Annotated in this window: 20 protein-coding genes; 18 read left to right on the forward strand and 2 right to left on the reverse strand. The window is 64.3% G+C overall.

The features are described 5' to 3' along the window. Nucleotides 1–205: 205 nt before the first annotated feature. Nucleotides 206–1,399: a M20 aminoacylase family protein gene (locus F4827_RS30195; RefSeq protein WP_183731592.1), complete on the reverse strand. Its 1,194-nt coding sequence runs from the start codon at nt 1,397–1,399 to the stop codon at nt 206–208. A 190-nt stretch (nt 1,400–1,589) separates the two neighbouring features. On the opposite strand from F4827_RS30195, the gene F4827_RS30200 reads away from it, so the two are divergent. After that, nucleotides 1,590–3,668, forward strand: coding sequence for a molybdopterin-dependent oxidoreductase (locus F4827_RS30200; RefSeq protein WP_183731589.1), 2,079 nt, complete (start codon nt 1,590–1,592; stop codon nt 3,666–3,668). Between the two features lie 149 nt (nt 3,669–3,817). Then, nucleotides 3,818–5,491: a long-chain fatty acid--CoA ligase gene (locus tag F4827_RS30205; RefSeq protein WP_183731585.1), complete on the forward strand. Its 1,674-nt coding sequence runs from the start codon at nt 3,818–3,820 to the stop codon at nt 5,489–5,491. A gap of 169 nt (nt 5,492–5,660) precedes the next feature. Here the strand turns inward: F4827_RS30205 and F4827_RS30210 are convergent, their stop codons facing one another. Continuing rightward, nucleotides 5,661–6,836 carry a porin gene (locus F4827_RS30210; RefSeq protein WP_183731582.1) on the reverse strand — a complete coding sequence of 392 codons (1,176 nt, stop codon included), beginning with the start codon at nt 6,834–6,836 and terminating at the stop codon, nt 5,661–5,663. Between the two features lie 361 nt (nt 6,837–7,197). On the opposite strand from F4827_RS30210, the gene coq7 reads away from it, so the two are divergent. From coq7 to ftsZ, 16 genes are all read left to right on the forward strand, one after another. Next, nucleotides 7,198–7,890 (forward strand): 2-polyprenyl-3-methyl-6-methoxy-1,4-benzoquinone monooxygenase, encoded by a 693-nt coding sequence (coq7, locus tag F4827_RS30215; protein ID WP_183731595.1) that lies wholly within the window; start codon nt 7,198–7,200, stop codon nt 7,888–7,890. Nucleotides 7,891–8,267: 377 nt separating this feature from the next. Then, the gene (gene mraZ / locus F4827_RS30220) at nt 8,268–8,696 is read left to right on the forward strand and encodes a division/cell wall cluster transcriptional repressor MraZ (RefSeq protein WP_028214080.1); all 429 of its coding nucleotides are present in this window, start codon (nt 8,268–8,270) and stop codon (nt 8,694–8,696) included. Between the two features lie 18 nt (nt 8,697–8,714). After that, nucleotides 8,715–9,668, forward strand: a complete 954-nt coding sequence (rsmH, locus tag F4827_RS30225) for a 16S rRNA (cytosine(1402)-N(4))-methyltransferase RsmH (RefSeq protein WP_183731579.1) — start codon at nt 8,715–8,717, stop codon at nt 9,666–9,668. Next, nucleotides 9,665–10,027, forward strand: coding sequence for a cell division protein FtsL (ftsL, locus tag F4827_RS30230; protein WP_167069465.1), 363 nt, complete (start codon nt 9,665–9,667; stop codon nt 10,025–10,027). The genes rsmH and ftsL overlap by 4 nt, the downstream gene beginning before the upstream one ends. After that, nucleotides 10,024–11,937: a penicillin-binding protein 2 gene (locus F4827_RS30235; RefSeq protein ID WP_183731576.1), complete on the forward strand. Its 1,914-nt coding sequence runs from the start codon at nt 10,024–10,026 to the stop codon at nt 11,935–11,937. Before ftsL ends, F4827_RS30235 begins: the two co-directional genes overlap by 4 nt. Continuing rightward, nucleotides 11,934–13,508 carry a UDP-N-acetylmuramoyl-L-alanyl-D-glutamate--2,6-diaminopimelate ligase gene (locus F4827_RS30240; protein WP_183731574.1) on the forward strand — a complete coding sequence of 525 codons (1,575 nt, stop codon included), beginning with the start codon at nt 11,934–11,936 and terminating at the stop codon, nt 13,506–13,508. The genes F4827_RS30235 and F4827_RS30240 overlap by 4 nt, the downstream gene beginning before the upstream one ends. Then, nucleotides 13,505–14,917 carry a UDP-N-acetylmuramoyl-tripeptide--D-alanyl-D-alanine ligase gene (gene murF / locus F4827_RS30245; protein ID WP_183731570.1) on the forward strand — a complete coding sequence of 471 codons (1,413 nt, stop codon included), beginning with the start codon at nt 13,505–13,507 and terminating at the stop codon, nt 14,915–14,917. Before F4827_RS30240 ends, murF begins: the two co-directional genes overlap by 4 nt. 19 nt (nt 14,918–14,936) lie before the next feature. Further along, complete coding sequence (mraY, locus tag F4827_RS30250; RefSeq protein WP_183731567.1) at nt 14,937–16,106, forward strand: phospho-N-acetylmuramoyl-pentapeptide-transferase; 1,170 nt, start codon at nt 14,937–14,939, stop codon at nt 16,104–16,106. A gap of 76 nt (nt 16,107–16,182) precedes the next feature. Continuing rightward, on the forward strand, nt 16,183–17,703 hold the full coding sequence (murD, locus tag F4827_RS30255; protein WP_183731564.1) for a UDP-N-acetylmuramoyl-L-alanine--D-glutamate ligase: 1,521 nt from the start codon (nt 16,183–16,185) through the stop codon (nt 17,701–17,703). Further along, a complete protein-coding gene (gene ftsW, locus F4827_RS30260) occupies nt 17,700–18,980 on the forward strand; it encodes a putative lipid II flippase FtsW (protein WP_183731562.1) in 1,281 nt (426 codons plus the stop codon). Before murD ends, ftsW begins: the two co-directional genes overlap by 4 nt. Beyond that, the gene (murG, locus tag F4827_RS30265) at nt 18,977–20,083 is read left to right on the forward strand and encodes an undecaprenyldiphospho-muramoylpentapeptide beta-N-acetylglucosaminyltransferase (protein WP_183731559.1); all 1,107 of its coding nucleotides are present in this window, start codon (nt 18,977–18,979) and stop codon (nt 20,081–20,083) included. Before ftsW ends, murG begins: the two co-directional genes overlap by 4 nt. Beyond that, complete coding sequence (gene murC, locus F4827_RS30270; RefSeq protein WP_183731556.1) at nt 20,080–21,474, forward strand: UDP-N-acetylmuramate--L-alanine ligase; 1,395 nt, start codon at nt 20,080–20,082, stop codon at nt 21,472–21,474. The genes murG and murC overlap by 4 nt, the downstream gene beginning before the upstream one ends. Nucleotides 21,475–21,479: 5 nt before the next feature. Further along, entirely contained in the window at nt 21,480–22,433 is a 954-nt protein-coding gene (locus tag F4827_RS30275; RefSeq protein ID WP_183731554.1) for a D-alanine--D-alanine ligase, read from the forward strand. Between the two features lie 43 nt (nt 22,434–22,476). Further along, on the forward strand, nt 22,477–23,232 hold the full coding sequence (locus F4827_RS30280; RefSeq protein WP_183731551.1) for a cell division protein FtsQ/DivIB: 756 nt from the start codon (nt 22,477–22,479) through the stop codon (nt 23,230–23,232). Nucleotides 23,233–23,259: 27 nt separating this feature from the next. Then, entirely contained in the window at nt 23,260–24,492 is a 1,233-nt protein-coding gene (gene ftsA, locus F4827_RS30285) for a cell division protein FtsA (RefSeq protein ID WP_027817993.1), read from the forward strand. Between the two features lie 156 nt (nt 24,493–24,648). Next, nucleotides 24,649–25,845 (forward strand): cell division protein FtsZ, encoded by a 1,197-nt coding sequence (gene ftsZ / locus F4827_RS30290; RefSeq protein WP_103707223.1) that lies wholly within the window; start codon nt 24,649–24,651, stop codon nt 25,843–25,845. Nucleotides 25,846–26,105 lie beyond the last annotated feature (260 nt).

Here is a 26,105-nt window from a genome sequence, read left to right on the forward strand (position 1 = left end):
CCACGCCGATGATAGTGCGGATTGCCCGTGTGAAAGTAGGTAATCGTCAGGCTCCTTATGCAGTACGTCCAGAACCCCGGTGTCTCCGAAAGAGAACCGGGGTTCTGGCGTTTACGCGCGTGGAAAAATACGCGCTAAAAGAAGCGCAAACGAAAAAAGCCGTCCACAAGGGACGGCTTTTTGCATTTAAACAACCACGCAATACTCACTGCTGCGAGAGAAACTTCGTCGCCAATTGGACCCAGTACGAAGAACCAACCGGCAGTAGTTGGTCGTTGAAGTCATAACTGGCGTTGTGCAACATGCAAGGGCCGACGCCGTGCCCAGCATCACGATGCCCGCCGTCACCGTTGCCGAGAAACGCGTAGCAGCCCGGTTTCTCCAGCAGCATGAACGAAAAGTCTTCGGCGCCCATGGTCGGTTCGACTTTGTCGTCGACACGATCGTCGCCCACGACTTCGCGCATTACCTCTGCTGCAAACTGCGCTTCCGCACTGCTATTCACCGTCGGCGGATAGTTGCGCAGGAAACTCACTTCGACGGAACAGTCATACGCCTCGGCGGTGCTCTCGGCGATCTTGCGCAGGCGCGCCTCGATCAGATCGAGCGTTTGCGTCGTAAACGTGCGCACCGTGCCAGCAAGCCACGCTGTATTCGGCACCACGTTGACGGCATCGCCAGCATGAATCTGTGTAATCGACAGCACCGCGGTATCGAGCGGCTTCTTGTTGCGCGTGATGATGCTCTGCAACCCATTCGCGATCTGCACCGCCGTAAAGACCGGATCACGCCCGTTATGCGGCAGCGCGGCATGCGAGCCGATACCGCTAATATCGATACGAAACTCGTTGCTCGAAGCCATGATCGGCCCTTCGGTCACGCCAAAGAAGCCGGCCGGCATGCCGGGCCAGTTGTGAATCCCGAATATCGCGTCGACCGGAAAGCGCTCGAACAGGCCATCCTTGATCATTGCCTTGGCGCCCGCACCGCCTTCCTCGGCGGGCTGGAAAATGAAGACGATCGTCCCGTCGAACTGCCCATGTTGCGCAAGATATTGCGCAGCGCCCAGCAGCATCGCCGTATGACCGTCGTGTCCGCACGCGTGCATCTTGCCGTCGTTATGCGAGCGATGATCGAAGGTGTTGAGTTCCTGAATGGGTAGCGCATCCATATCGGCGCGCAGTCCGATCGAGCGTGTACCGTTGCCGCGTTTGAGCACGCCGACGACGCCGGTTTTGCCCAGCCCCCGATGCACTTCGATACCCCATTCGGCGAGCTTCGAGGCAACCAGCTCGGAGGTTCGGGTCTCTTCGTATCGCAATTCGGGATGGGCGTGGATCGTTCGTCGCAGGCCCTGGATTTCGCTCTGGGCGGCCTGGATTTCCGGGATCAGTTTCATGGCTGACTCGTGGCTGGCGTATTGCACAATATGCGCAGAATAGGAGTGCCCGCCACTTCTGACGGCGGGCATCGTCAGGCCATTTTACGCCCAAGCCTTTTTTTCGCGGCAAGCGCCCAGGCACGCAGCGGTGGCGCACGCCGAACATAATAAAATCACGCTATCGATAGCCCCTAGCCACACGAATCCCATGAACGCCCGAGCCGAATATGCCCGCGCAGCCTGTCCCCACGACTGCCCCGACACCTGCGCAATGCGCGTCACCGTCGAAAATGGCCGGGCGATCAAAGTGAGTGGCGATCCCGACCACCCGCCCACCCAAGGCGTGCTGTGCACGAAGGTCAGCCGCTACGCCGAACGTGTGCACCATCCCAAGCGCCTGACACAGCCGATGAAGCGCGTCGGCGCCAAGGGCGAAGGGCGTTTTGAGCCGATCAGCTGGGACGAGGCCTGCGAAATCGCAGCCACGCGTCTCGGGGAAATCGCGCAGCGCGCGCCTGAAGCGATCCTGCCGTACAGCTACGCGGGCACCATGGGGCTCGTGCAGGGCGACAGCATCGCGCAGCGTTTCTTCCACAAGCTCGGCGCGTCGCGGCTCGATCGCACGATCTGCGCGGCGGCGGGCGCGGCGGGCCTGCGCTACACCTATGGCGCTAGCCTCGGCATGCTCACCGAGTATTTCGCCGAAAGCGAAGTGATCCTGATCTGGGGGGCGAATCCGATCGCCTCGAATCTGCACTTCTGGACCCGTGCGCAGGAAGCGAAGCGCAACGGCGCCAAGCTGATCGCCATCGACCCCTATCGTTCGCTGACGGCCGAGAAGTGCCATCAGCACATCGCGCCCAAGCCCGGCACCGATGGCGCGCTCGCACTCGGCATGATGCACGTGCTGATCACCGAAGACAGGCTCGATCACGATTACATCGCCGCCTATACACATGGCTACGAGCAACTGAAAGCGCGCGCGCTCACCTACACGCCTGCGCGTGTGGCGCGGATCTGCGGCATCGAAGAGGCGACCATCGTCGATCTCGCGCGCCTCTACGGGTCCACGCGCAAGGCGTCGATCCGCATGAATTACGGCCTGCAGCGCGTGCGCGGCGGCGGCAACGCGGTGCGCGCGATCGCCTGCCTGCCCGCGCTGACGGGTGCATGGCGCGAGCGCGCGGGCGGCGTGCTGCTGTCGTCGTCGGGCTGGGCGCCGGTCGACGCGAACGCGCTGCAGCGTCCCGACCTGATTCCTGGCTGGCCCAAGCATCAGCCGCGCATCGTCAACATGAACCAGATTGGCGACGCGCTCACGAACATGGGCGACGCTGAATTCGGCTCGAAAATAGAAGCGATCGTCGTCTACAACTCGAACCCGGTGGCGGTTGCGCCCGATTCGGCAAAAGTGGCGGCGGGCTTCGCGCGCGCGGACCTCTTCACGATCGTGCTGGAGCAGTTCCAGACCGACACCGCCGATTACGCCGATCTGCTGCTGCCCGCCACGACCCAGCTCGAACATCTGGACGTTCACAAGTCCTACGGACACACGTACGTCATGGCGAATCTGCCGGCCATCGCGCCGGTGGGCGAAGCGCGTCCGAACACGGAAATCTTCCGTTCGATCGCGCGCGCCATGGGGCTGACCGAGCCGGCGCTGTTCGAGAGCGACGAAGAAGTGGCCGCGCAGGCCTTCGACTGGAGCGATCCCGCTTTCAACGGGGCGGGATGGTCGACGCTCAAGGACAAAGCGTGGATCAAGCTCGACATCGCCGATGCGCCGTTCGCCAACGGCGGCTTTCGCACGCCCACGGGCAAGTGCGAGTTCTACAGCGAGGCGCTCGCGCAAGCTGGTCTCGATCCGCTGCCCGACTATCTGCCGCCGTACGAATCGGCCGAACACGCGCCCGAACTGGCCGCGCGTTATCCGCTCGCGATGATCTCGCCGCCCGCGCGCAACTTCCTGAACAGCACGTTCGTGAATGTCGAAAGCCTGCGCGCAACCGAAGGCGAACCGCACGTCGATCTCAATCCTGCCGACGCCGCCCTCCGCAACATCGCCGATGGCGATCAGGTGCGCGTTTTCAACGATCGCGGCTCGATGCGTGCGCGTGCGCGCGTCTCCGAACGCGCGCGTGAAGGTCTGGTGGTTGGACTGTCGATCTGGTGGAAAAAGCTCGCGCCGGATGGCCGCAACGCCAACGAAGTGACGAGCCAGGCGCTCACCGATCTGGGCGGCTCGGCGACGTTCTATGACTGCCTCGTCGAAGTCGAGCGCGCGTAAACCCTTAACCTGTCAAAGAAAAATCGTCCCCCTGCGTATTTCGAGGGGGCTTTCTAACTCGCTGATTCGCGGCAGAAAAGCGCAGGGCGCATGCTACGATCGGCGTTTTAGCACGACCATTCGAAAAATACCTGAGGAGGAGACGCCGCATGGATAAAGTCTGGCTGAAATCGTACCCGCCCGGCGTGCCCGCGGAAATCGACGCGAGCCAATACGCGTCCATCACGGCGCTGCTCACGGAGAGCTTCAACGCCAATCGCTCGAAGCCCGCGTTCGCGTGCATGGGCAAGTCGATCACTTACGGCCAGCTCGACGATCTATCGAAACGGCTTGCTGCGTGGTTCCAGTCGCGCGGCATCGAACGCGGCGCGCGCATCGCCATCATGATGCCGAACGTGCTGCAGTACCCGGTTGCGCTGGCTGCGATCCTGCGTGCGGGCTACGTGGTCGTCAACGTGAACCCGCTCTACACGCCGCGCGAGCTTGAGCATCAACTCAAGGACAGCGGCGCGGAAGCCATCATCATTCTCGAAAACTTCGCGAATACGCTTGAGGCCGTGATCGCACAGACGCGCGTGAAGCACGTCGTGGTGGCGGCGATGGGCGATCTGCTGGGCGCGAAGGGCTTGATCGTCAATTTCGTCGTGCGCCGCGTGAAGAAGATGGTGCCGGCGTGGAGCCTGCCGGGCCACGTGAAATTCAACGATGCGCTGGCGAGCGGCGCGCGCGCCAGCTTCAAACCCGTCGAACAGAAGCCCAGCGACGTCGCCTTCCTCCAGTACACGGGCGGCACGACCGGCGTCTCAAAGGGCGCGACGCTGCTGCATAGCAACCTGATCGCCAACGTCCTGCAATCGGCAGCGTGGACCGAGCCCGCGCTCGCCCGCCTGCCCGAGGGCAAGCAGGCGGTGACGGTGGCGGCGTTGCCGCTTTATCACGTGTTTGCGCTGACCGTCTGCGGGCTGCTGACGATGCGCACGGGCGGCCTCGCCGTGCTGATTCCGAACCCGCGCGACATCGCCGGCATGATCAAGGAACTGCACGGTTATTCGATCACGACATTCCCGGCCGTCAACACGCTCTACAACGCGATCCTCAATCATCCCGACTTCGACAAGCTCGACTTCTCGCATCTGCTGGTCGCCAATGGGGGGGGCATGGCGGTACAGGAAGCTGTCGCCAAACGCTGGTACGAGCGCACCCAGACGCCGATCGTCGAAGGCTACGGTCTGTCCGAAACTTCGCCGAGCGTGACCTGCAATCCGACCACGGCGACCGAGTACACGGGCACTATCGGCCTGCCGCTGCCGTCCACGGAAATTTCGATCCGCGACGATAGCGGCAACGAACTGCCGGTGGGCGAAGCGGGCGAGATCTGCATTCGCGGCCCGCAGGTGATGGCGGGCTACTGGCAGCGTCCGGAAGAAACGGCGAAGGTCATGACCGCCGACGGCTTCTTCAAGTCCGGCGACGTGGGCGTGATGAACACCCGCGGCTATGTGAAGCTCGTCGACCGCAAGAAGGACATGATTCTGGTGTCGGGCTTCAACGTCTATCCGAACGAAGTCGAAGACGTGGTCGCGAAACTGCCGGGCGTGTTCGAAGTGGCGGCGGTCGGCGTGCCCGACCAGCACTCGGGCGAGGCAGTGAAGCTCTATATCGTGCGCAAGGACCCGGCGCTCACCGACAAGGACGTGTTCGACTATTGCAAGACGCAGCTGACCGGCTACAAGCGTCCGAAGCTCATCGAATTCCGCAACGACCTGCCGAAGAGCAACGTCGGCAAGATCCTGCGCCGCGAACTGCGCGACGGTCGCGTATAAGCCGCCCGGCGCGAAGGCGTCTCGCCCAGCAAGAGCCAAGGCCTGCCCGTGAGGGTGGGCCTTTCTTTTTCTTTCTTTTGGCGGCTTTGTTGCTCCACGCCGACAACTCGCCCGCAGAAAAGAAAAAAGGCGCCCGAAGGCGCCCCTGAGACTGAAACGGCTGTTTTTCTTAGAACTTGTGGCGGATGCCAACGCGCGCCGTGAACTGGTTCTGGTTCGACGAACCGGTCAGGCCGTTGATGCCGGCCGTCGCTGGAACGGTTTCGCCAAGGGCGTTGATCGTGTCGCCCAGAGCGTGCTGGTAGACGCCCGTGATGTAGACGTCGGTGCGCTTCGACAGGAAGTAGTCGACGCCGACTGCACCCTGGTGATACTGGGCGCGCGAGCCGCCGTTGATCGACACGCCGCGCGTGTAGTCGTAGGCAGCGCCGACCAGCAGGGCCGGGGTCAGCTGATACTTGAAGTTGACTTCGGCGTTGTTGAACGTTGCCGACTGGCCCTTGTAAGCGGCGAGCGCGTAGGTCGAGCCCAGGTTCGCGAAGCGGATGTTCGAGTACGTGACGCCGAACGTCGCTGCGCCGAACGTGTAGGCGCCGCCTGCGCCGATCACCTGGTAGGTGTTGGCCGACGTGAAGCCTGAGTAGACCGGCGAGGCCACAGCCGCATTGGCCGCAGCAGCCGTGCCGCCGTCGTTGAACAGGCCGCCCGATGCTGCCGGCGTACGTGCGTTCAGGTAACCGAGGCCGAGGGACAGCGGGCCGTTGTTGTAGCCTGCGCCAACCGAGAAGATCTGGTTGTGCGAGAAGTCGCCCGCCGTGCCGCCGAAGCTGTACGTGCCGCCAAACGTCAGGCCAGCGTAGTTGGCGCTGGTGTACTTGACCGTGTTGTTGGTGCGGTACGCATTGTTGAAGTTGTCGATGTCGCCCGGGTGAGCGGCGATGTAGCCGCCCCATTGGTCGCCGGCTTCGAGCGGGCCAACGTAGTCGACCACGGAGTCGTACTGGCGACCCAGCGTGACCGAGCCGAACTGCGAGCTGTTCAGGCCCACATAGGCTTGACGACCGAACATCAGACCGCCCTGACCGAGCTTGCCGTTGTTGACGTCAAAACCGTTTTCGAGCACGAAGATCGCCTTCAGACCGCCGCCCAGGTCTTCAGCACCGCGCAGACCCCAGCGGCTGCCTTGCAGGACGCCGCTCGACAGGTTGTACAGGTGCTTGCCGCCCGAGTTCGTGTTGATGTTGAAACCTTCGTCGATGATGCCGTACAGCGTGACGCTGCTCTGAGCGTGGGCGACGCCCGCAAACGCACCCATCGCGGCGAGCGCGAGAAGCGACTTCTTCATTGAATGATCTCCAGTGTTTTACTGCTCTTATGCATCTTTTTAACAAGGCCTATTTATTTGTCTTGCGGTGGCCTTGCCTGCTAACTTCGCGAGAAGTTGGCATGTAATGTAACAAAAGGGTTAGGGGCGACAAAGGAAAAGCCTGGTGCACCTAAGTACCTGTTTCGTTTACACAACATGGTCTAGAATATGCACCTGGATATCGGCGCAGCCCCTTATTGACGGGCCTGCGCGTGTTCCTGTAGCGACTTTGAACGGCCGGTCGGTCGGCCTTTGAGCGGCGCTTCAGGCGGTCCATTCGAGCGGGCCATTCATGTGGCCCGTTTCGACCCGTTTCGCCGTGCGCATGGAGGAAGGCTGGATGACGTTTGACGATTTGATTACCGAATTCGATCGCGGTCTGCGCTCGATTACTGGCGTGTCGCGCATGTCGCGGCCGATGCCGCAACCTTCTCCCGACGCGCTGTCCGCGCAGGTCGCAACCGCCGACGCTGCCGCCGCCACCGGCGGTTCGGTCGCGGCGTCGCCGCCCGGCGAACTCACGCCCGCCGAGCGCTCGCATGCCGCCGGTCTCATGCGCGTGAATCATGTTGGGGAAGTCTGCGCGCAGGCGCTTTATCAGGCGCAGAAACTCGCGACGCGTTCGCCCACGCTCAAGGCTTCGTTCGAGCAGGCCGCGCGCGAGGAAGAAGACCATCTCGCGTGGACCGCGCGTCGGCTCCAGGCGCTCGATTCGCGCCCGAGCCTGCTCAACCCGCTCTGGTACGCCGGCGCGCTGGCAATCGGTCTCGCGGCCGGGCGTCTGGGCGACAAGGTGAGCCTGGGCTTCATGGCCGAAACCGAGCGCCAGGTCGAACACCACCTCGATAGCCACCTCGACGCGCTGCCGCCCGCCGACCTCGAATCGCGAGCGATCGTCGAACAGATGCGCACCGACGAGATCGCTCACGCGAAGTCGGCCACGGACCTCGGCGGTATCGAATTGCCGTTGCCGGTGCGCTCGCTGATGCGCGCGGCATCGAAAGTGATGACCCGAACTGCCTACTATATTTAAGCTTCAATTTGAGATGCTCACGCGGACCGGTATGCTTCGCCGGTCTGCGATTTCCCCCTCTCTTAATCCCTCCCAAGCCCCCGCACCATCGCGCTTTTCACCGCGCATTTCACGTATCACCTTCACAACCTTCGTTAGCTCGTTCATTCATAACGTTTTTTGGTTTTAGCGCCGACTTGAACAGGTGCCGCTAAGTCCTTGTTCTAGCGGATAAATTTCGTCAAAAAACGTGCGGCCCACCTTGACCCTCGAAAGGCCTTCCTCTAAAGTGGGAGACAGTGTGAGAAAGTGTATTTTTGTGTGATTTCAAAGATGTATTCGGGTAAATTTCCTGAGATTTAGACGGGCGGCGAACGACGCCGCGAGAGGGGAGCAAATTGTTCCAGGGGGCGTCGGCGCTGACACTCGATGCGAAAGGACGGATGTCGATTCCGTCGCGCTATCGGGACGCGCTACAACAACAGGCAGAAGGCCGGGTGACGATCACCAAGCACCCGGACGGCTGCCTGTTGCTATTTCCGCGCCCCGAATGGGAAGTGTTCCGTGCCAAAGTCGCCGCCTTGCCGATGGACGCGCACTGGTGGCGTCGCATCTTTCTCGGCAACGCCTCCGATGTCGATGTCGACAGCGCGGGCCGCGTGCTCGTCTCACCTGAATTACGTCTTGCAGCGGGAATGGAAAAGGAAGTCATGCTGCTTGGCATGGGTAGTCATTTTGAGTTGTGGGATGCGCAGACCTACGCCGCGAAGGAACAGGCGGCGATGGCTCAGGGCATGCCCGACGCCTTGAAGAATTTCACGTTCTGATCGCGGGTTAAAAACGCTATGGCATCTGCGATGGGACAAGGATTGCAGCATCGCACGGTGCTGCTCGATGAAGCGGTCGATGCGCTCGTGACGCGCGCGGACGGCGTCTACGTGGACGGCACGTTCGGGCGCGGCGGCCACAGCCGCGCCGTGCTTGGCCGGCTTGCGGAAGGCGGCCGGCTGATCGCGTTCGACAAGGACCCGCTGGCGATCGCCACTGCCGAACAGGTGGGCGACGCGCGGTTCTCGATCGTGCACGAAAGTTTTGCTTCACTGCGCGACGCCATGGCGCAGCGCGGGGTAGGGCGTGTGTCGGGGATTTTGCTGGACCTGGGCGTGTCGTCGCCGCAAATCGACGACCCGGAGCGCGGCTTCAGCTTCCGCGCCAATGGTCCGCTCGACATGCGGATGGACCCGACGCGCGGCGAGTCCGCAGCCGACTGGCTCGCGCGGGCCACGTTGCAGGAACTGACGGAGGTGATTCGAGATTATGGGGAAGAACGGTTTGCTTTTCAGATTGCAAAGGCGCTTGTTGCTCGCCGGGCAGAGTCCGACCGTCTCGGGCCTCTCGACAGCACGGGCGAGCTTGCCCAAATCGTGGCTAACGCCGTCAAAACCCGTGAGAAGGGTAAGGACCCGGCAACCCGCACCTTTCAAGCTATACGGATTCACGTCAATCAAGAGCTTGCGGAGCTGCAGGTCGTTCTAGAAGCAGCACTGTCGTTGCTGGAACAGGGGGGGCGGCTCGTGGTCATCAGCTTTCATTCGCTGGAAGACCGTATCGTCAAGCGGTTCATGCAGGCTAACGCCACGACGCCGGCAATCGACCGCCGTTTGCCGATTCGTGCCGTCGATCTGCCCAGTCCGCCCCTGAAGCTGCTCGGCCGCGTGTTCGCCAGCGACGAAGAAGTCGCCGCGAACCCGCGCGCCCGTTCGGCCGTGATGCGCATTGCGGAGCGCATCACGCCATGAATCGCCTGAACATCTTCCTGCTGATCGTCGTCATGGGCTGCGCGTTGTCGGTCGTGAACGCCACCAATCAGCAGCGGCAGATCTTCATCCAGTTGCAACGCGCGCAGTCGCAGGAGCGTCAGCTCCAGCAGGACTACGCGCAGCTTCAATATCAGCAGAGCGCGCTGTCACGGACGTCGCGCGTTGAACAGCTCGCTACCGATTCGCTCAAGATGCAGCCCGTGACGACCGGACGCACGCAATATCTGACGCTCGCACCTGGCGCGGCCACCGCAGTGGACGCGCCTGTGCCTGTTTCCGCGCCTGCAACGGCGTCGGCCCCGGCCAGCGCCAACGGCCGCCGTGGAGGCACGCGATGAAAAAGGGCAACAGCCGCAAGAGCGTCGCCTTCAGCGCCAATCCGATCCTCTCCGTGCGCCTGCCGATGTGGCGCTCGAAGCTCGTCGTCTTCATGCTGTTCATGGCGTTCGTCGCGCTGGCTGCGCGCGCGTTCTGGATTCAGGGACCGGGCAACGCCTTCTATCAGAAGCAGGGCGAAAGCCGCTATCAGCGCACTATCGAACTGCCCGCCACGCGCGGCAAGATTCTCGACCGTAACGGCCTCGTGCTCGCGACGAGTTTGCCCGTGCGCGCGATCTGGGCGATTCCCGAAGCCGTGCCCGACGATCTCGGCGCGGACAAGCTCAATCAGCTCGGCAAGCTGCTCGATATGTCGAACAAGGACCTGCGCGCAAAGCTCTCGGAAGACAAGACCTTTGTCTACGTGAAGCGTCAGGTGCCGCTCGACGTCGCTCAGCAAATCACTGCGCTCGACATTCCGGGAATCTATCAGCGCAACGAATACAAACGTTTCTATCCGGAAGGTGACGTCACTGCCCACCTGATCGGCTTCACCAATGTAGAAGACGAGGGCCAGGAAGGTGTCGAACTCTCGGACCAGAAGATTCTGGCGGGCGTGCCGGGCATTCGCCACGTCATCAAGGACCGTATCGGGCACATCATCGAAGATGTGGATGAAACCGTCGTGCCGCACGATGGCAAGGACGTCGAACTGTCGATCGACAGCAAGATTCAATACATCGCGTATTCAAACCTGAAGGCCGCGGTTGAAAAGTTCAAGGCCAAGGCGGGCGCGGCGATGGTGGTGGACGTGCGCACGGGCGAAGTGCTCGCGCTCGTGAACTATCCCACCTACAACCCGAACGACCGCTCGCACCTCACCGGCGAGCAGCTGCGCAACCGCATCCTGACGGACGTGTTCGAGCCGGGCTCGATCATGAAGCCGTTCACGGTGTCGCTGGCCCTCGATTTGCACCGCGTCTCGCCGACTACACTGGTGGATACGGGCGCGGGCCATTTCACCCTCGACGGCGCGACGATCACCGACGACGCCGGTTTCGGCGTGCTCACCGTGGGCGGCGTGATCCAGAAGTCGTCGAACATCGGCGCGACCAAGATCGCGATGACGCTCCGGCCCGAAGAAATGTGGAACATGTACACCAGCATCGGTCTCGGGCAAGCGCCGAAGGTCGGGTTCCCCGGCGCGGCGCCCGGGCGCCTGCGTCCGTGGAAAAGCTGGCGCCGCATCGAGCAGGCGACCATGTCGTACGGCTATGGCCTGTCGGTGTCGCTGTTCCAGCTTGCGCGCGCCTACACGGCCATCGCGCATGACGGCCAGATCCTGCCGGTGTCGATCTTCCGTCATCCGGGCGACGATCAACCCGTGGTCGGCACCCAGGTGTTCGCGCCCAACACCGCGCGCGAAGTGCGCACGATGCTGGAGAGCGTGGTGTCGAAGCAGGGCACTTCGCCCGACGCCGCGGTGCCCGGTTACCGCGTGGGCGGCAAGTCCGGTACGGCGTACAAGCACGGCCCGCACGGCTACGACCGCTCGAAGTACCGCGCCTCGTTCGTCGGCATGGCGCCGATGCCGAATCCGCGCATCGTTGTCGCCGTGACGGTGGATGAACCGACCGCCGGCAGCCACTTTGGCGGCGCGGTGTCGGGCCCGGTGTTCTCGGGCATCGTCGGCGATACGCTGCGCTCGCTCAACGTTCCGCCCGATATGCCGGTCAAGCAGCTCGTCGTGTCCGACGACAGCGCTTCCGCGCCTGTCGTCGCCAATGCGCCCTCGAATGCAAGCTCGAATGCGCCGAAAGCCGCGCCCGCGAAGCGGGTCGCCAACGCCGGCGCCGTCAAGGCCCCGGCCGGCGCGCACCACATGACCGTGGCCGATAACGCCAAAACCCGACCCGGAGTCGTCCGATGAGCGCCACGCGCACCCAGCATCCCGCGCAACGGCAGATCGCGGACGCACTCGCGTGGCTGCGCGCGCGCGTTTCGCCGACCTCGCCCGCAGCCAATCTGCACGCCGATACCCGCTCGCTCCAGCCGGGCGATGTATTTCTCGCCTACGCCGTGGAAGGCGCGGATAACCGCTCGCATATCGAAAGCGCGCTCGCGCGCGGCGCGGCGGCGGTGCTGTATCAGCCGGAAGGCTATGCCGGCTCGTTTGATTTCAGCCAGGCGCAGAACGCGCTGGCCGTGCCGCAACTCGACGTGCTCGCAGGCGAAATTGCCAGCGGATGGTACGGCGATCCGAGCGACGCGATGCTCGTGGTCGGCGTGACCGGCACGAATGGCAAGACTTCGTGCAGCCAGTGGATTGCGGCGGCGCTCTCGGCCATTGGCCAGAAGTGCGCGATCGTCGGCACGCTGGGCAGTGGCTTTGTCGGCCAGCTCGTTCATACCGGCTTCACCACGCCCGACGCGCCGCAACTACAACGCTCGCTCGCGCAACTGCGCCAGCAGGGCGCGCAGGCGGTGGCGATGGAAGTGTCGTCGCACGCGCTGCATCAGGGCCGCGTCAACGGCACCTCGTTCGACGTCGCGGTCTTCACGAATCTCACGCAGGACCACCTCGACTATCACCGCACCTTCGAAGCCTACGAGGCCGCGAAGGCTCGTCTGTTCGCGTGGCCGGGCCTGCGCGCCGCCGTCATCAATGCCGATGACGCAGCGGGTCGCCGCCTGATCGCAGCCACGCGCGGCGCGGCGCGAACGATTGCGTATTGCATCGAGACGCCCGCCGCCGACGCGCCGGTCGCCGACGCCTGGCTGCGCGCGAAGGACGTGCGCGCTACCGCAACCGGCACCGCGTTCCATCTGGAAACGTCGGACTGGGGCGAAGCGAATATCGAAGTGCAGACGCTCGGCCTCTTCAACGTCAGCAATCTGCTCGGCGTACTGGGCGCGCTGCTGGCGGCGAACGTGCCGCTTCTCGCCGCGCTCAACGAAATCGCCAAACTGCAGCCGGTCAACGGCCGCATGGAGCGTCTGGGCGGCCGCGTCGATCAGGACGAACCGCTCGTCGTGATCGATTATGCGCACACGCCCGACGCGCTCGAAAAGACCCTCGACGCACTGCGCCCGATCGCGGCGGCGCGCGGCGGCCGCCTGATCTGCATGTTCGGCTGCGGCGGCGACCGTGACGCCACCAAGCGCCCGCTGATGGGCGCGATCGCCGAGCGTCTGGCCGATCAAACCGTCGTGACGAGCGACAACCCGCGCAGCGAAGCGCCGGCCGCGATCATCGACCAGATCGTCGGCGGCATGCGCGAGCCGGACAAGGCGCGCCGCATCGAGGACCGCGCCAGCGCGATCCTGCAGGCCGTGCGCGGCGCGGCCAAAGAAGACGTCATCGTGCTGGCCGGCAAGGGGCACGAGGCAACCCAGGAAATCATGGGCAAGAAGCGCGCATTCTCCGATCAGGACCACGCGCGCCTTGCCCTCGCAGCCCGTCCGACTTCCGATCGGCATGGGCGCGGAGGCGGTGAATGACAATGCTTTCCCTGCGCGAAGCGGCAGCGCTGATTCCCGGCGCAAGCGTACTCGGCGACGAGAACGCGACCTTCGAGCGCATCTCCACCGATAGCCGTACGACCGGCCCCGGCGACCTGTTCGTCGCGCTCAAGGGCGAGCGTTTCGACGCGCACGACTTCCTGCCCGAAGTGGCGGCCCGTCACGTGAGCGCGGCGCTCGTCTCGCGCAGCCCCGGCGACTGGCGCGTTCCCGCGCTGCGCGTGGACGACACGCGCATGGCGCTGGGTGCGCTCGCGCTCGGCTGGCGGCGTCGTTTTGCGATGCCGCTCGTGGCCGTCACCGGCAGCAACGGCAAGACCACGGTCAAGGAAATGATCGCGTCGATCTTCGCTGCTGCGGTGGGTGAGCACGCGCGTCTGGCGACGGCTGGCAATCTGAACAACGACATCGGCGTGCCGCTGACGTTGCTGCGCTTGAGCGCGGCGCATCAGTTGGCCGTCGTCGAACTCGGCATGAATCATCCCGGCGAAACCGAACTGCTCGCGAAATTCGCTGAGCCGACCGTGGCCGTGGTGAACAACGCGCAGCGCGAACACCAGGAATTCATGGCGACGGTGGAAGCCGTCGCGCTCGAACACGCGAGCGTGATTCACGCGCTCAAGCCCGAAGGCACGGCCGTGTTTCCCGCCGACGACGCTTACGCGGGCATCTGGCGCGTGGCCGCAACCGGCTCGCAGATTCTCGACTTCGCGCTGCACACCGATGAACGCGCAGTCGATGCGGCGGTGACGGGCAAGCTCATCGGCTCGCGTCTGGCTGTCGCCACGCCCGAAGGCCACCTCGAAATCGAACTCAAGGTGCTCGGCGCACACAACGCACACAACGCACTCGCGGCAACGGCTGCGGCGCTTGCGTCCGGCGTATCGCTCGAAGCGATCCGTCGCGGTCTCGAAGCATTCGAACCGGTAAAGGGCCGTTTGCAGGTAAAACGCGCGGCGCTTGCGGAACTTGCAGGCGCTACGGTGATCGATGACACCTACAACGCGAACCCCGATTCCGTGCGCGCGGCCATCGACGTGCTCGCTTCGCACGATTCGCCGCGCGTGCTGGTGCTCGGCGACATGGGCGAAGTCGGCGACGACGGCCCCGCGTTCCACCGCGAGGTGGGTGCTTATGCGAAGGAGCGCGGCATCGACGCGCTGTACACGCTTGGCGCGGCAGCACGCGACATCTCGGCGGCATTCGGCGCAAACGCGTTGCATGCCGCCGATGTCAGCGAGCTGGTTCGCGCACTCGCCGGCGCCGGTTACGGCTCTGGCGCCACGATTCTCGTGAAAGGCTCGCGCTTCATGCAGATGGAGCGAGTTGTCGCCGCTCTCACGAACCCGCAACCCACGGCACCGGACGCAGCGTCCGGCGCACACTGAATTTCCAAGGAATCAAGGCATGCTACTGGCGCTGGCGCAATGGCTGCAGAATGACGCAAGCTTCTTGCGCGTGTTCAGTTATCTGACGTTTCGTGCGGTGATGGCCACCATCACCGCGATGGCGATCGGGCTCTTTCTCGGGCCCTGGGTCATTCGCAAGCTCACCGAAATGAAGGTCGGGCAGGCCGTGCGCACGGACGGCCCGCAGACCCACCTCGTGAAATCCGGCACGCCCACCATGGGCGGCGTGCTGATCCTGCTGGGCATCGCCGTGGCCACGCTGCTGTGGGGCGATCTCTCGAACCGTTTCATCTGGATCGTGATGCTGGTCACGTTCGGTTTCGGCGCGATCGGCTGGGTCGACGATTACCGCAAGGTGGTCTACAAGGACCCGCGCGGGATGTCGTCGCGTGAGAAGTATTTCTGGCAGTCGGTGATCGGTCTGTTCGCGGCGGTGTATCTCGCCTTTAGCGTGTCCGAAGCGAATAACGTGCGCGTGTTCGACCTCTTCATGGCCTGGGTGCGCAGCGGTCTGTCCATGGGCCTGCCCGCGCGCGCCGACCTGTTGCTGCCGTTCCTCAAGTCGATGACGTATCCGCTGGGCGTGTGGGGCTTCATCGCGCTCACGTATTTCGTGATCGTCGGCGCAAGCAACGCCGTGAATCTCACCGATGGCCTAGACGGTCTCGTGATCATGCCGGTCGTGCTGGTGGGCGCGTCGCTGGGCGTGTTCGCCTATGTGATGGGCAGCTCGGTCTATTCGAAATATCTGCTGTTTCCGCACATTCCCGGCGCGGGCGAATTGCTGATCTTCTGCTCGGCGATGGGCGGGGCGGGGCTGGCGTTCCTCTGGTTCAACACCTATCCCGCGCAGGTGTTCATGGGCGACGTGGGCGCGCTGGCGCTCGGCGGGGCGCTTGGCACCATCGCCGTGATCGTGCGTCAGGAAATCGTGCTCTTCATCATGGGCGGCATTTTCGTGGCGGAAACGCTCTCCGTGATGCTGCAGGTCACCTGGTTCAAGTACACAAAAAAACGCTTTGGCGAAGGCCGGCGCATCTTCAAGATGGCGCCGCTGCATCACCATTTCGAGCTGTCGGGCTGGAAGGAAACGCAGGTGGTCGTGCGCTTCTGGGTCATCACGCTGATGCTGTGCCTGATCGGTCTGTCGACGCTGAAGTTGCGTTGATGTTGCGTCGAATTTGCGTTGAATTTGTGTTGATCGACGCGCCGTTTTTCACTTTGCCTCTTTAGGAAAGCAAGCAATGTTTGGCGAGAAGTTTCGGGATCGGCAAAAGCCGATGGTGCTCGTGCTGGGACTCGGTGAATCGGGTCTCGCGATGGCGCGTTGGTGCGCGCGGCAAGGTTGCCGCCTGCGTATCGCCGACACGCGCGCGACGCCGCCGGGTCTTGCCGAACTCGCCAAACATGGCATCGATCCCGCGCATTTCGTCGGCGGCGCGTTTTCGACAGCGCTGCTCGAAGGCGTGGAAATCGTCGCGATCAGCCCGGGGCTGTCGCCGCTGGCCGACGATCTCGTGCCGCTGATCGCCGCCGCGCGCGAACAGGGCATCGAAGTCTGGGGCGAACTCGAACTGTTCGCTCAGGCGCTGCGTCATCTGGGCGAAAGCGGCTACGCTCCGAAGGTGCTGGCGATCACCGGCACCAACGGCAAGACCACCACCACGAGCCTTACCGGCATGCTCTGCGAGCGCGCGGGCAAGACCGTCGCGGTGGCGGGCAACATCAGCCCGGCGATGCTCGACAAACTCGCCGAAGCGATCGACAACACCGCGCTGCCCGACGTCTGGGTGCTCGAACTCTCCAGCTTCCAGCTTGAAACGGCGCACACCTTCGCGCCCGACGCGGCGACGGTGCTCAACATCACCCAGGATCACCTCGACTGGCACGGCGGTCTGGACGCTTACGCCGCCGCGAAGGGCCGCATTTTCGGCGCGCAGACCGTGCGCGTGCTCAACCGCGACGACGCGCGCGTGATGTCGCTCGCGCGCGTGAAGGACAGCGGCGAGGCGCGCGTGGTGACGTTCGGCGTCAACGAGCCGCAGCGCGATGGCGATTACGGTGTTTCGCGCGACAACGGCATGCAGTGGCTGGTGCAGGCGCACGACCGCGACGCCGTCGACGAACCGGTTTCCGCGCGCCGGCGCAAGCAGCTCGACGCCGCGCCGGTCAATCTCGGCATGAAGCGCCTGATGCCGGTCGACGCGCTGCGCATTCGCGGCCTGCACAACGCGGCCAATGCGCTGGCGGCCTTCGCGCTCGCGCGCGCGATCGACCTGTCGCCCGCCGCGCTGCTGCATGGCCTGCGCGACTATCGCGGCGAGCCGCATCGCGTCGAACTGATCGCCACGATCGACGGCATCGATTTCGTGGACGACAGCAAGGGCACCAATGTAGGCGCGACGGTGGCGGCGCTCGACGGCCTCGCGCAGCGCGCGGTGCTGATCGCGGGCGGCGACGGCAAGGGCCAGGATTTCGATCCGCTGACCGCACCCGTGGCGCGCTGGTGCCGTGCGGTCATGCTGATTGGCCGCGACGCACCGAAGATTCGCGCCGCGCTCGAAAGCACGGGCATCGCGCTCACCGATCACGCCACGCTCGAAGAAGCCACGCACGCGGCCGCCACGCTCGCCGAACCCGGCGACGTCGTGCTGCTTTCGCCCGCGTGCGCGAGCCTCGACATGTTCAAGAACTACGCACACCGCGCGGCCATGTTCCGCGACACGGTCGAGGCCATCGCCGCAGAACGGGGGACGACGATATGAGCTGGTCCGAACGATTCGGCGCGCGTCTGTCTCGCGAAGCGAGCGGTGGATCTGCTGATCACGGCACCTCGCTGGGTTCGTCCAGCGCGCGCGTGGGCGGCATTTCGAGCGCGGTCAACGGCGCGCGCCCCGGGCGCTCGCGCATGCTCGATTACGACTACTCGCTGCTGTGGGCCGTGATCGCGCTGCTGGGCCTGGGCGTGGTGATGGTCTATTCGGCCTCGATCGCGATGCCCGATTCGCCCAAGTACGCCGCGTACCGCGACTGGGCCTTCCTCGCGCGCCACCTCGTATCGCTCGTGGTCGCAGCGGTTGCCGCCGTAATCGCGTTCCGCATTCCGGTGTCGGTGTGGGAGCGTTACGCGCCCAAGCTCTTTCTGATCGCGCTGGCGATGCTCGTCGTGGTGCTGATTCCGCACATCGGCAAGGGCGTGAACGGCGCGCGCCGCTGGATTCCGCTCGGCATCACGAATATGCAGCCGTCGGAAATCATGAAGCTCGCCGTGACGATCTACGCGGCGAACTACACGGTGCGCAAGCAGGAATACATGCACAGCTTCGCCAAGGGCTTCCTGCCGATGGCCTTTGCCGTGGGTGTGGTGGGCGCGCTGCTGCTGCTCGAACCGGACATGGGCGCGTTCATGGTGATCGCCGCGATCGCGATGGGCGTGCTGTTCCTCGGCGGTGTGAACGGCAAGCTGTTCGGCGGGCTCGTGCTCACCGCAGTGGGCACCTTCACGATGCTGGTGTGGCTCTCGCCGTGGCGTCGCGAGCGGATCTTCGCCTACCTCGATCCGTGGGACGACCGCTATGCGCAGGGCAAGGCCTATCAGCTCACGCACTCGCTGATCGCGTTCGGGCGCGGCGAATGGTTCGGTGTGGGTCTGGGCGGCAGCGTGGAAAAGCTCAACTACCTGCCCGAAGCGCACACCGACTTCATCCTGGCCGTGATCGGCGAGGAACTCGGCTTTGTGGGCGTGATGGTCGTGATCCTGCTGTTCTACTGGATCGTGCGCCGCGCGTTCGAGATCGGCCGTCAGGCGCTCGCACTCGACCGCACCTTCGCGGGGCTGGTCGCCAAGGGGCTAGGCGTGTGGTTCGGCGCGCAGGCCTTCATCAACATGGGCGTGAACCTCGGCCTGTTGCCGACCAAGGGCCTGACGCTGCCGCTCGTGAGCTACGGGGGCTCGGGCATTTTGCTGAACTGTGTTGCGGTGGCGCTGTTGCTGCGTGTGGATTATGAAAATCGTGTGCTGATGCGCGGGGGCAAGGTATGACCGCTTCGCAAACCCGCACGCTCATGGTGATGGCCGGCGGTACCGGGGGACATGTGTTTCCGGGGCTCGCCGTGGCGCATCGCATGCAGGAGTGGGGCTGGCGCGTGGTGTGGCTCGGCAACGCCGCGGGCATGGAGGCGACGCTCGTGCCGAAGCACGGCATCGCGATGGAATACGTGCGTTTTGGCGGTGTGCGCGGCAAAGGCCTCAAGACCAAGCTGATGTTGCCCGTTAACCTCCTGCGTGCGTGTACGCAGAGCCTCGCGGCGCTGCGTCGCGTAAAGCCCGATGTGGTGCTTGGCATGGGCGGTTACATCACGTTCCCGGCGGGCGTGATGAGCGCGCTGTCGGGCCGCCCGCTGGTGCTGCACGAACAGAATTCGATCGCGGGTCTGGCGAACAAGGTGCTCGCGAAACTCGCGAAGCGCGTGCTGGTGGCGTTCCCCGGCGCACTGCCCAACGGCGAGTGGACCGGCAATCCGATCCGCGCCGAACTCGAACACGTTGTCTCGCCCAGGGATCGCTACGCGCAGCGCAGCGGTCCGTTGCGCGTGCTGGTGGTGGGCGGAAGCCTGGGCGCGGCGGCGCTCAACGAAGTCGTGCCGCGCGCGCTCGCGAAGCTCGCACCGGGCGAGCGTCCGCACGTCGTGCATCAGGCGGGCGCGAAGCATATCGACGCGCTGCGTCAGAACTATCAGGAAGCCGGTATCGAGCCGGGTGAAGCGGCAGAACTCGTGCCCTTCATCGACGATATGGCGAGCGCCTACGAAAACGCGGATCTCGTGATCTGCCGCTCGGGCGCGATGACGGTGGCGGAAATCGCGGCGGTGGGCGTGGCGGCGCTGTTCGTGCCGTTCCCCTACGCGGTGGACGACCACCAGACGACCAACGCGGCGTTCCTCGCGCAAGCGGGCGCGGCGCGCGTGGTACAGCAGCGCGAGTTGTCGGCAGACGTGCTCGCAGACTGGCTCAGGCAGCAAACCCGGCAATCGCTGGCAGAAATGGCAGAGCGCGCCCGCGCGCTCGCAAAACCCGACGCCGCCGAACAGGTCGCGCGCATCTGCGCGGCCGCGGCGGGCGTAGCAGCGGGAGGAAAGCAATGAAACACATCGTCAAACATATCCATTTCGTCGGCATCGGCGGCGCGGGCATGAGCGGCATCGCCGAAGTGCTCGTCAATCTCGGTTATCACGTGAGCGGCTCGGACCTCGCGAAGAACGCGGTCACCGACCGCCTCGCCGCGCTTGGCGCGTGCATCGCGATCGGCCATGCCGAAGAGAACATCGAAGGCGCGAATGCCGTGGTCGTGTCCACGGCCGTACGCAGCGACAACCCCGAAGTGCTGGCCGCGCGCCATCGCCGCATTCCCATCGTGCCGCGCGCCGTGATGCTCGCGGAGCTGATGCGCCTGAAGCAAGGCATCGCCATCGCGGGCACGCACGGCAAGACCACGACCACCTCGCTGGTGGCAAGCGTGCTGGCGGCGGGCGGGCTCGATCCGACTTTCGTGATTGGCGGGCGTCTGATCAGCGCGGGCGCGAACGCGCGTCTGGGCACGGGCGACTTCATCGTCGCGGAAGCCGACGAATCGGACGCCTCGTTCCTCAATCTGTTCCCGGTGATCGAAGTCATCACGAACATCGACGCCGATCACATGGACACCTACGGGCACGATTTCGCGCGCCTGAAGCAGGCGTTCATCGAATTCACGCATCGTCTGCCGTTCTACGGCATCGCCGTGCTCTGCGTCGACGATCCGAACGTGAAGGAAATCCTGCCATTCGTCTCGAAGCCGATCATCCGCTACGGCTTCGCGCCCGACGCGCAGGTGCGCGCCGTCAACGCCGTCGCGCGCGACGGAAAGATGTATTTCACGGTGATGCGCGAAGATGCAGCACCGCTCGATATCGTGCTGAACCTGCCGGGCGATCACAACGTCCAGAACGCGCTCGCGGCGATCGCGATTGCGACTGAACTCGAAGTGAAGGACGAGGATATCCAGCGCGCACTGGCCGAATTCAACGGCGTGGGCCGTCGATTCCAGCGTTATGGCGAAGTTCCGGTCAACGGCGGTGGTACCTACACGTTGATCGACGACTATGGCCACCATCCGGTGGAAATGGCGGCGACGATTGCCGCGGCGCGCGGCGCATTCCCGGACCGCCGTCTCGTGCTGGCGTTCCAGCCGCACCGCTACACGCGCACGCGCGATTGCTTCGAGGATTTCGTTCGCGTGCTGTCGACGACCGATGCGTTGGTGCTGACCGATGTGTATTCGGCCGGCGAAGCGCCGATCGTCGCAGCGGACGGCCGTGCACTGGCGCGCGCGATTCGCGTAGCGGGCAAGGTCGAGCCGGTGTTTATCGAGACAGTGGATGAGATGCCGGACGCGCTGGCCGCAGTGGTTCGCGACGGCGACGTGGTGATTACGATGGGCGCGGGTTCGATCGGCGGTGTGCCGGGGCGGATCGCGCAACAGGAACAAAAGGCGTGAGTGACATGAGCAGCATCGATCCGAAATTCGATCCGAAGCAGTTTGGCAAGGTGGCGGTTCTGCTGGGCGGCGTGTCCGCCGAGCGCGAAGTGTCGCTCAAGTCCGGCTCGCTGGTGCTTCAGGCGCTGCAGAGCGCGGGCATCGACGCACATGCGTTCGATCCGTCCGAGCGGCCGCTGTCGGCGCTCAAGGACGAGGGATTCGTGCGCGCGTTCAACGCGCTGCATGGCGGCTATGGCGAGAACGGCCAGATCCAGGGCGCGCTCGACTTCTACGGCATCCGTTATACGGGTACCGGCGTGCTGGGCTCGGCGCTCGGTCTGGACAAGTTCCGCAGCAAGCTGGTGTGGCAGCAACTCGGCATTCCCACGCCGCCGTTCGTCGCGGTGCTGCGCGGCGACGACTACGCTGCAGCCGCGCCTGGCATCATCGCCAAGCTCGGTCTGCCGCTCTTTGTCAAGCCCGCGAGCGAAGGTTCGAGCGTGGCGGTCATCAAGGTGAAGACCGAAGCCGAACTCGTGCCGGCAATTGAAGAAGCCGCAAAGCACGACAAGATCGTGCTGGTGGAAAAGAGCATCGAAGGCGGCGGCGAATACACGGCCTGCGTGGCGGGCGATCTCGACCTGCCGATCATCAAGATCGTGCCGGCGGGCGAGTTCTACGACTACGACGCCAAGTACATCCTCGACACGACGCAATACCTGATTCCCTGCGGCGTCGCGCCCGAGAAAGAAGTGGAACTGAAGAAGCTCGCGCGCCGCGCGTTCGACGTGCTCGGCTGCACCGACTGGGGCCGCGCCGATTTCATGATGGACGCAGCGGGCAACCCGTATTTCCTCGAAGTGAACACGGCGCCTGGCATGACCGATCACTCGCTGCCGCCGAAGGCCGCGCGCTCGGTGGGCATCGAGTATCGCGACCTGGTGGTGCGCGTGCTGGCACTGACGCTGAAAGACTGAACTCGCCGTAAAGATCGAACCGACGGATTGAACCAACGCCGACATGTGGAATAACGTACGCCAGCTCAACCTCGCCGCCAACGCGCTGCACACGCTGCTCGTGCTCGCGCTGCTCGTGGCCGGCTGCTACTGGCTAGTGCAGCGGCCGAATTTCGCGCTGCGCGAGATCCGCATCGAGGGCGACACCGAGCACATCAACGCGCCCACGGTGCGCGCGAGCGTGGTCGGCCGGCTGAAGGGCAACTTCTTCACCGTCGATCTCGATGCGGCGCGCGCGGCGTTCGAGCAGATGCCGTGGGTGCGCCACGCGAGCGTGCGGCGCGTCTGGCCGAATGCGCTGGCGGTGTCGCTCGAAGAGTACAAGCCGCTTGGCACCTGGGGCAGCGATCAGCTCGTCAGTACGGACGGCGAACTGTTCACGGCGAACCAGGGCGAACTGGATGAAGATCTGCCCGCCTTCGATGGCCCGGACGGCACCGCGCCCGAAGTGGTCGCGCGTTATCGCGACTTCGTGAAGTGGTTCGCGCCGCTCGGTCTGGAGCCGGACGAGGTGACGCTCACGCCGCGCTATGCGTGGACGGTGAAGCTCTCGAACGGCATGCAGGTGGAACTCGGTCGCGAGCGCAACGCTGACACGCTCGCTGAACGCACGCATCGCCTCACTGCCGCGTGGTCGGCGCTCACGCAACGTTGGGGGAAAGACATCGAATATGCGGATCTGCGCTATCCGAACGGTTTTGCGATTCGGGCGGCGGGCATGCGCTTCATTAGCGATACGCCCGGCCCGGGCAAGAAGTAACAGCACATCACACGCAACGAGCACGATATGAGTAAAGACTATAAGGATCTGCTGGTCAGCCTCGACATCGGGACGTCGAAGGTGGTGGCCGTCGTCGCCGAAATGAAGAGCGATGGCCACTACGAGGTGATCGGCCTCGGCCAGGCCGAATCGAAAGGTCTCAAGAAGGGCGTGGTGGTGAACATCGAGGCCACGGTGCAGTCTATCCAGCGTGCGCTCGAAGAAGCGGAACTCATGGCCGACTGCAAGATCACTAACGTGTTCACCGGCATCGCAGGCAGCCATATCCGCAGCTTCAATTCGAGCGGCATGGTCGCCATCAAGGAGAAGGAAGTCACGCAGACCGATGTGGCGCGCGTGATCGAAACGGCCAAGGCGATCAACATCCCGACCGATCAACAGGTGCTGCATATCCTCACGCAGGAATTCATCATCGACGGTCAGGAAGATGTGCGCGAGCCGATCGGCATGAGCGGCATCCGCCTCGAAGTGAAGGTGCATATCGTTACCGGCGCGGTGAGCGCGGCGCAGAACATCGTGAAGTGCGTGCGCCGCTGCGGCCTCGAAGTCAACGATCTGATCCTGCAGCCGCTGGCTTCGTCGCTGGCGGTGCTCACCGACGACGAGAAGGAACTCGGCGTGGTGCTGGTGGATGTGGGCGGCGGCACGACCGACATCGCGATCTTCAGCGAAGGCGCGATCCGTCACACGGCCGTGATTCCCATCGCCGGCGACCAGGTGACGAGCGACATCGCCATGGCGCTGCGCACGCCCACGCCGGACGCGGAAGACATCAAGGTGAGCTACGGCATCGCCAAGCAGGCGCTGGCCGATCCGGACGAAATGATCGAAGTGCCCGGCCTTGGCGAGCGCGGTCCGCGCACGCTGTCGCGCCAGGCGCTGGCTGCGGTGATCGAGCCGCGCGTGGAAGAGTTGTTCTCGCTCGTGCAGCAGGTGGTGCGCGAGTCGGGCTATGAGGAATTGCTCAGTTCGGGCGTCGTGCTGACGGGCGGCGCCGCGATGATGCCGGGCATGGTGGAGCTTGGCGAAGACATCTTCCTCAAGCCGGTGCGCATTGGCGTGCCGGAGTACGCGGGCGGTCTCGCCGATGTCGTGCGCAATCCGCGCTATTCGACAGCGATGGGTCTGCTCGTGGAGGGCCGCGCGCAGCGTATGCGCGGCCGCAAGGTCGCAGTGCAGTCGGGGTCGATGGGCCAGGTCTTCACACGCATGAAGGACTGGTTCCTCGGCAACTTCTGACGGGATCAAAACGCGTTATCGAAAGATCGACGCGCGAAGGAAAAACGCAGGGACCGAAGAAGCGCTGGTGACGGCGGCTGGCGCGCAGGAAAGGGTTGCCCGACTCATTCCTGAATAACGCCGAGGAGCGGAAATCTTTTTCTTGACGGAGGCAACATGGAATTCCAGATGCTGGAAACGGAAACCAACGGCACCATCATCAAGGTGGTGGGCGTAGGTGGCGCTGGCGGCAATGCCGTGCAGCACATGATCAATCGTGGCGTGCAGGGCGTCGACTTCATCGTGATGAACACGGATGCGCAGGCGCTGTCGCGTTCGCGCGCACCGGCCGTGATCCAGCTCGGCAACACGGGTCTGGGCGCAGGCGCCAAGCCCGAAATGGGCCGCGCGGCTGCTGAAGAGGCACGCGAGCGCATCGCCGACTCGCTGCGCGGCGCGCACATGGTGTTCATCACCGCCGGCATGGGCGGCGGCACGGGTACGGGCGCAGCGCCCGTGGTCGCGCAGATCGCCAAGGAAATGGGCATTCTCACCGTTGGCGTGGTGAGCAAGCCGTTTGAATTCGAAGGTGGCAAGCGCATGCGCGTGGCGGAAGCCGGCTCGCAGCAACTGGAGGATCACGTCGACTCGCTGATCGTCGTCCTGAACGACAAGCTGTTCGACGTGATGGGCGATGACGCCGAGATGGACAAGTGCTTCCAGTGCGCGGACGACGTTCTGAACAACGCAGTCGCAGGCATCGCCGAAATCATCAACGTCGATGGCCTCGTGAACGTCGACTTCGAAGACGTGAAGACGGTGATGGGCGAGCAGGGCAAGGCGATGATGGGCACGGCGACGGTTGCCGGCGTCGATCGCGCACGTCTGGCAGCCGAGCAGGCGGTTGCGAGCCCGCTGCTCGAAGGCGTCGATCTGTCGGGCGCGCGCGGCGTGCTGGTCAACATCACGTCGAGCCGTTCGCTGCGTCTGTCGGAAACGCGTGAAGTCATGAACACCATCAAGAGCTACGCTGCGGAAGACGCCACGGTGATCTTCGGTGCCGTGTACGACGACGCGATGGGCGACGCTCTGCGCGTGACGGTGGTGGCAACGGGCCTGGGCCGCGCGGCAGCAACGCGCCAACAGGCTGCGCCGATGACGCTGCTGCGCACGGGTACGGACAACCACCCGGTTGCCGCTGCCCAGCACTCCTACGCACCGCAGCACGCACAGGCCGCTGACTATGGCGCGCTCGACACGCCGGCCGTGTGGCGCACGTCGCGCGACACCGCGGCCTCGCATGTGCAGGCGCTGCAGGAAAAGGGCGTCGATACGTACGACATCCCGGCGTTCCTGCGCAAGCAGGCCGACTAAAGGTCTGCGCGACGAGCGAGTTCTGACTGCGGCGCCGGGCACAGCGGTTTCGTGCCCGTCCGCGGACGGACGGTTCGGCATGATGTCGCGATGATTGCTAACGAGACCCGCAAGGCCGCATCCGCGAGGATGCCGGGCTTTGGATGCGTGCCCGCTGTGTTTGATGCGCGGCACGGCGTATGCGCGCATTTGCCGTCAGGGTTTCACTGCAATCGAAGCGCCGCATGGCGAACGCACGCTTTGCGCATCGATGTGAAGGA

This window comes from Paraburkholderia bannensis (genome assembly GCF_014200455.1).
GTDB classification, from domain to species: Bacteria; Pseudomonadota; Gammaproteobacteria; order Burkholderiales; family Burkholderiaceae; genus Paraburkholderia; species Paraburkholderia bannensis_A.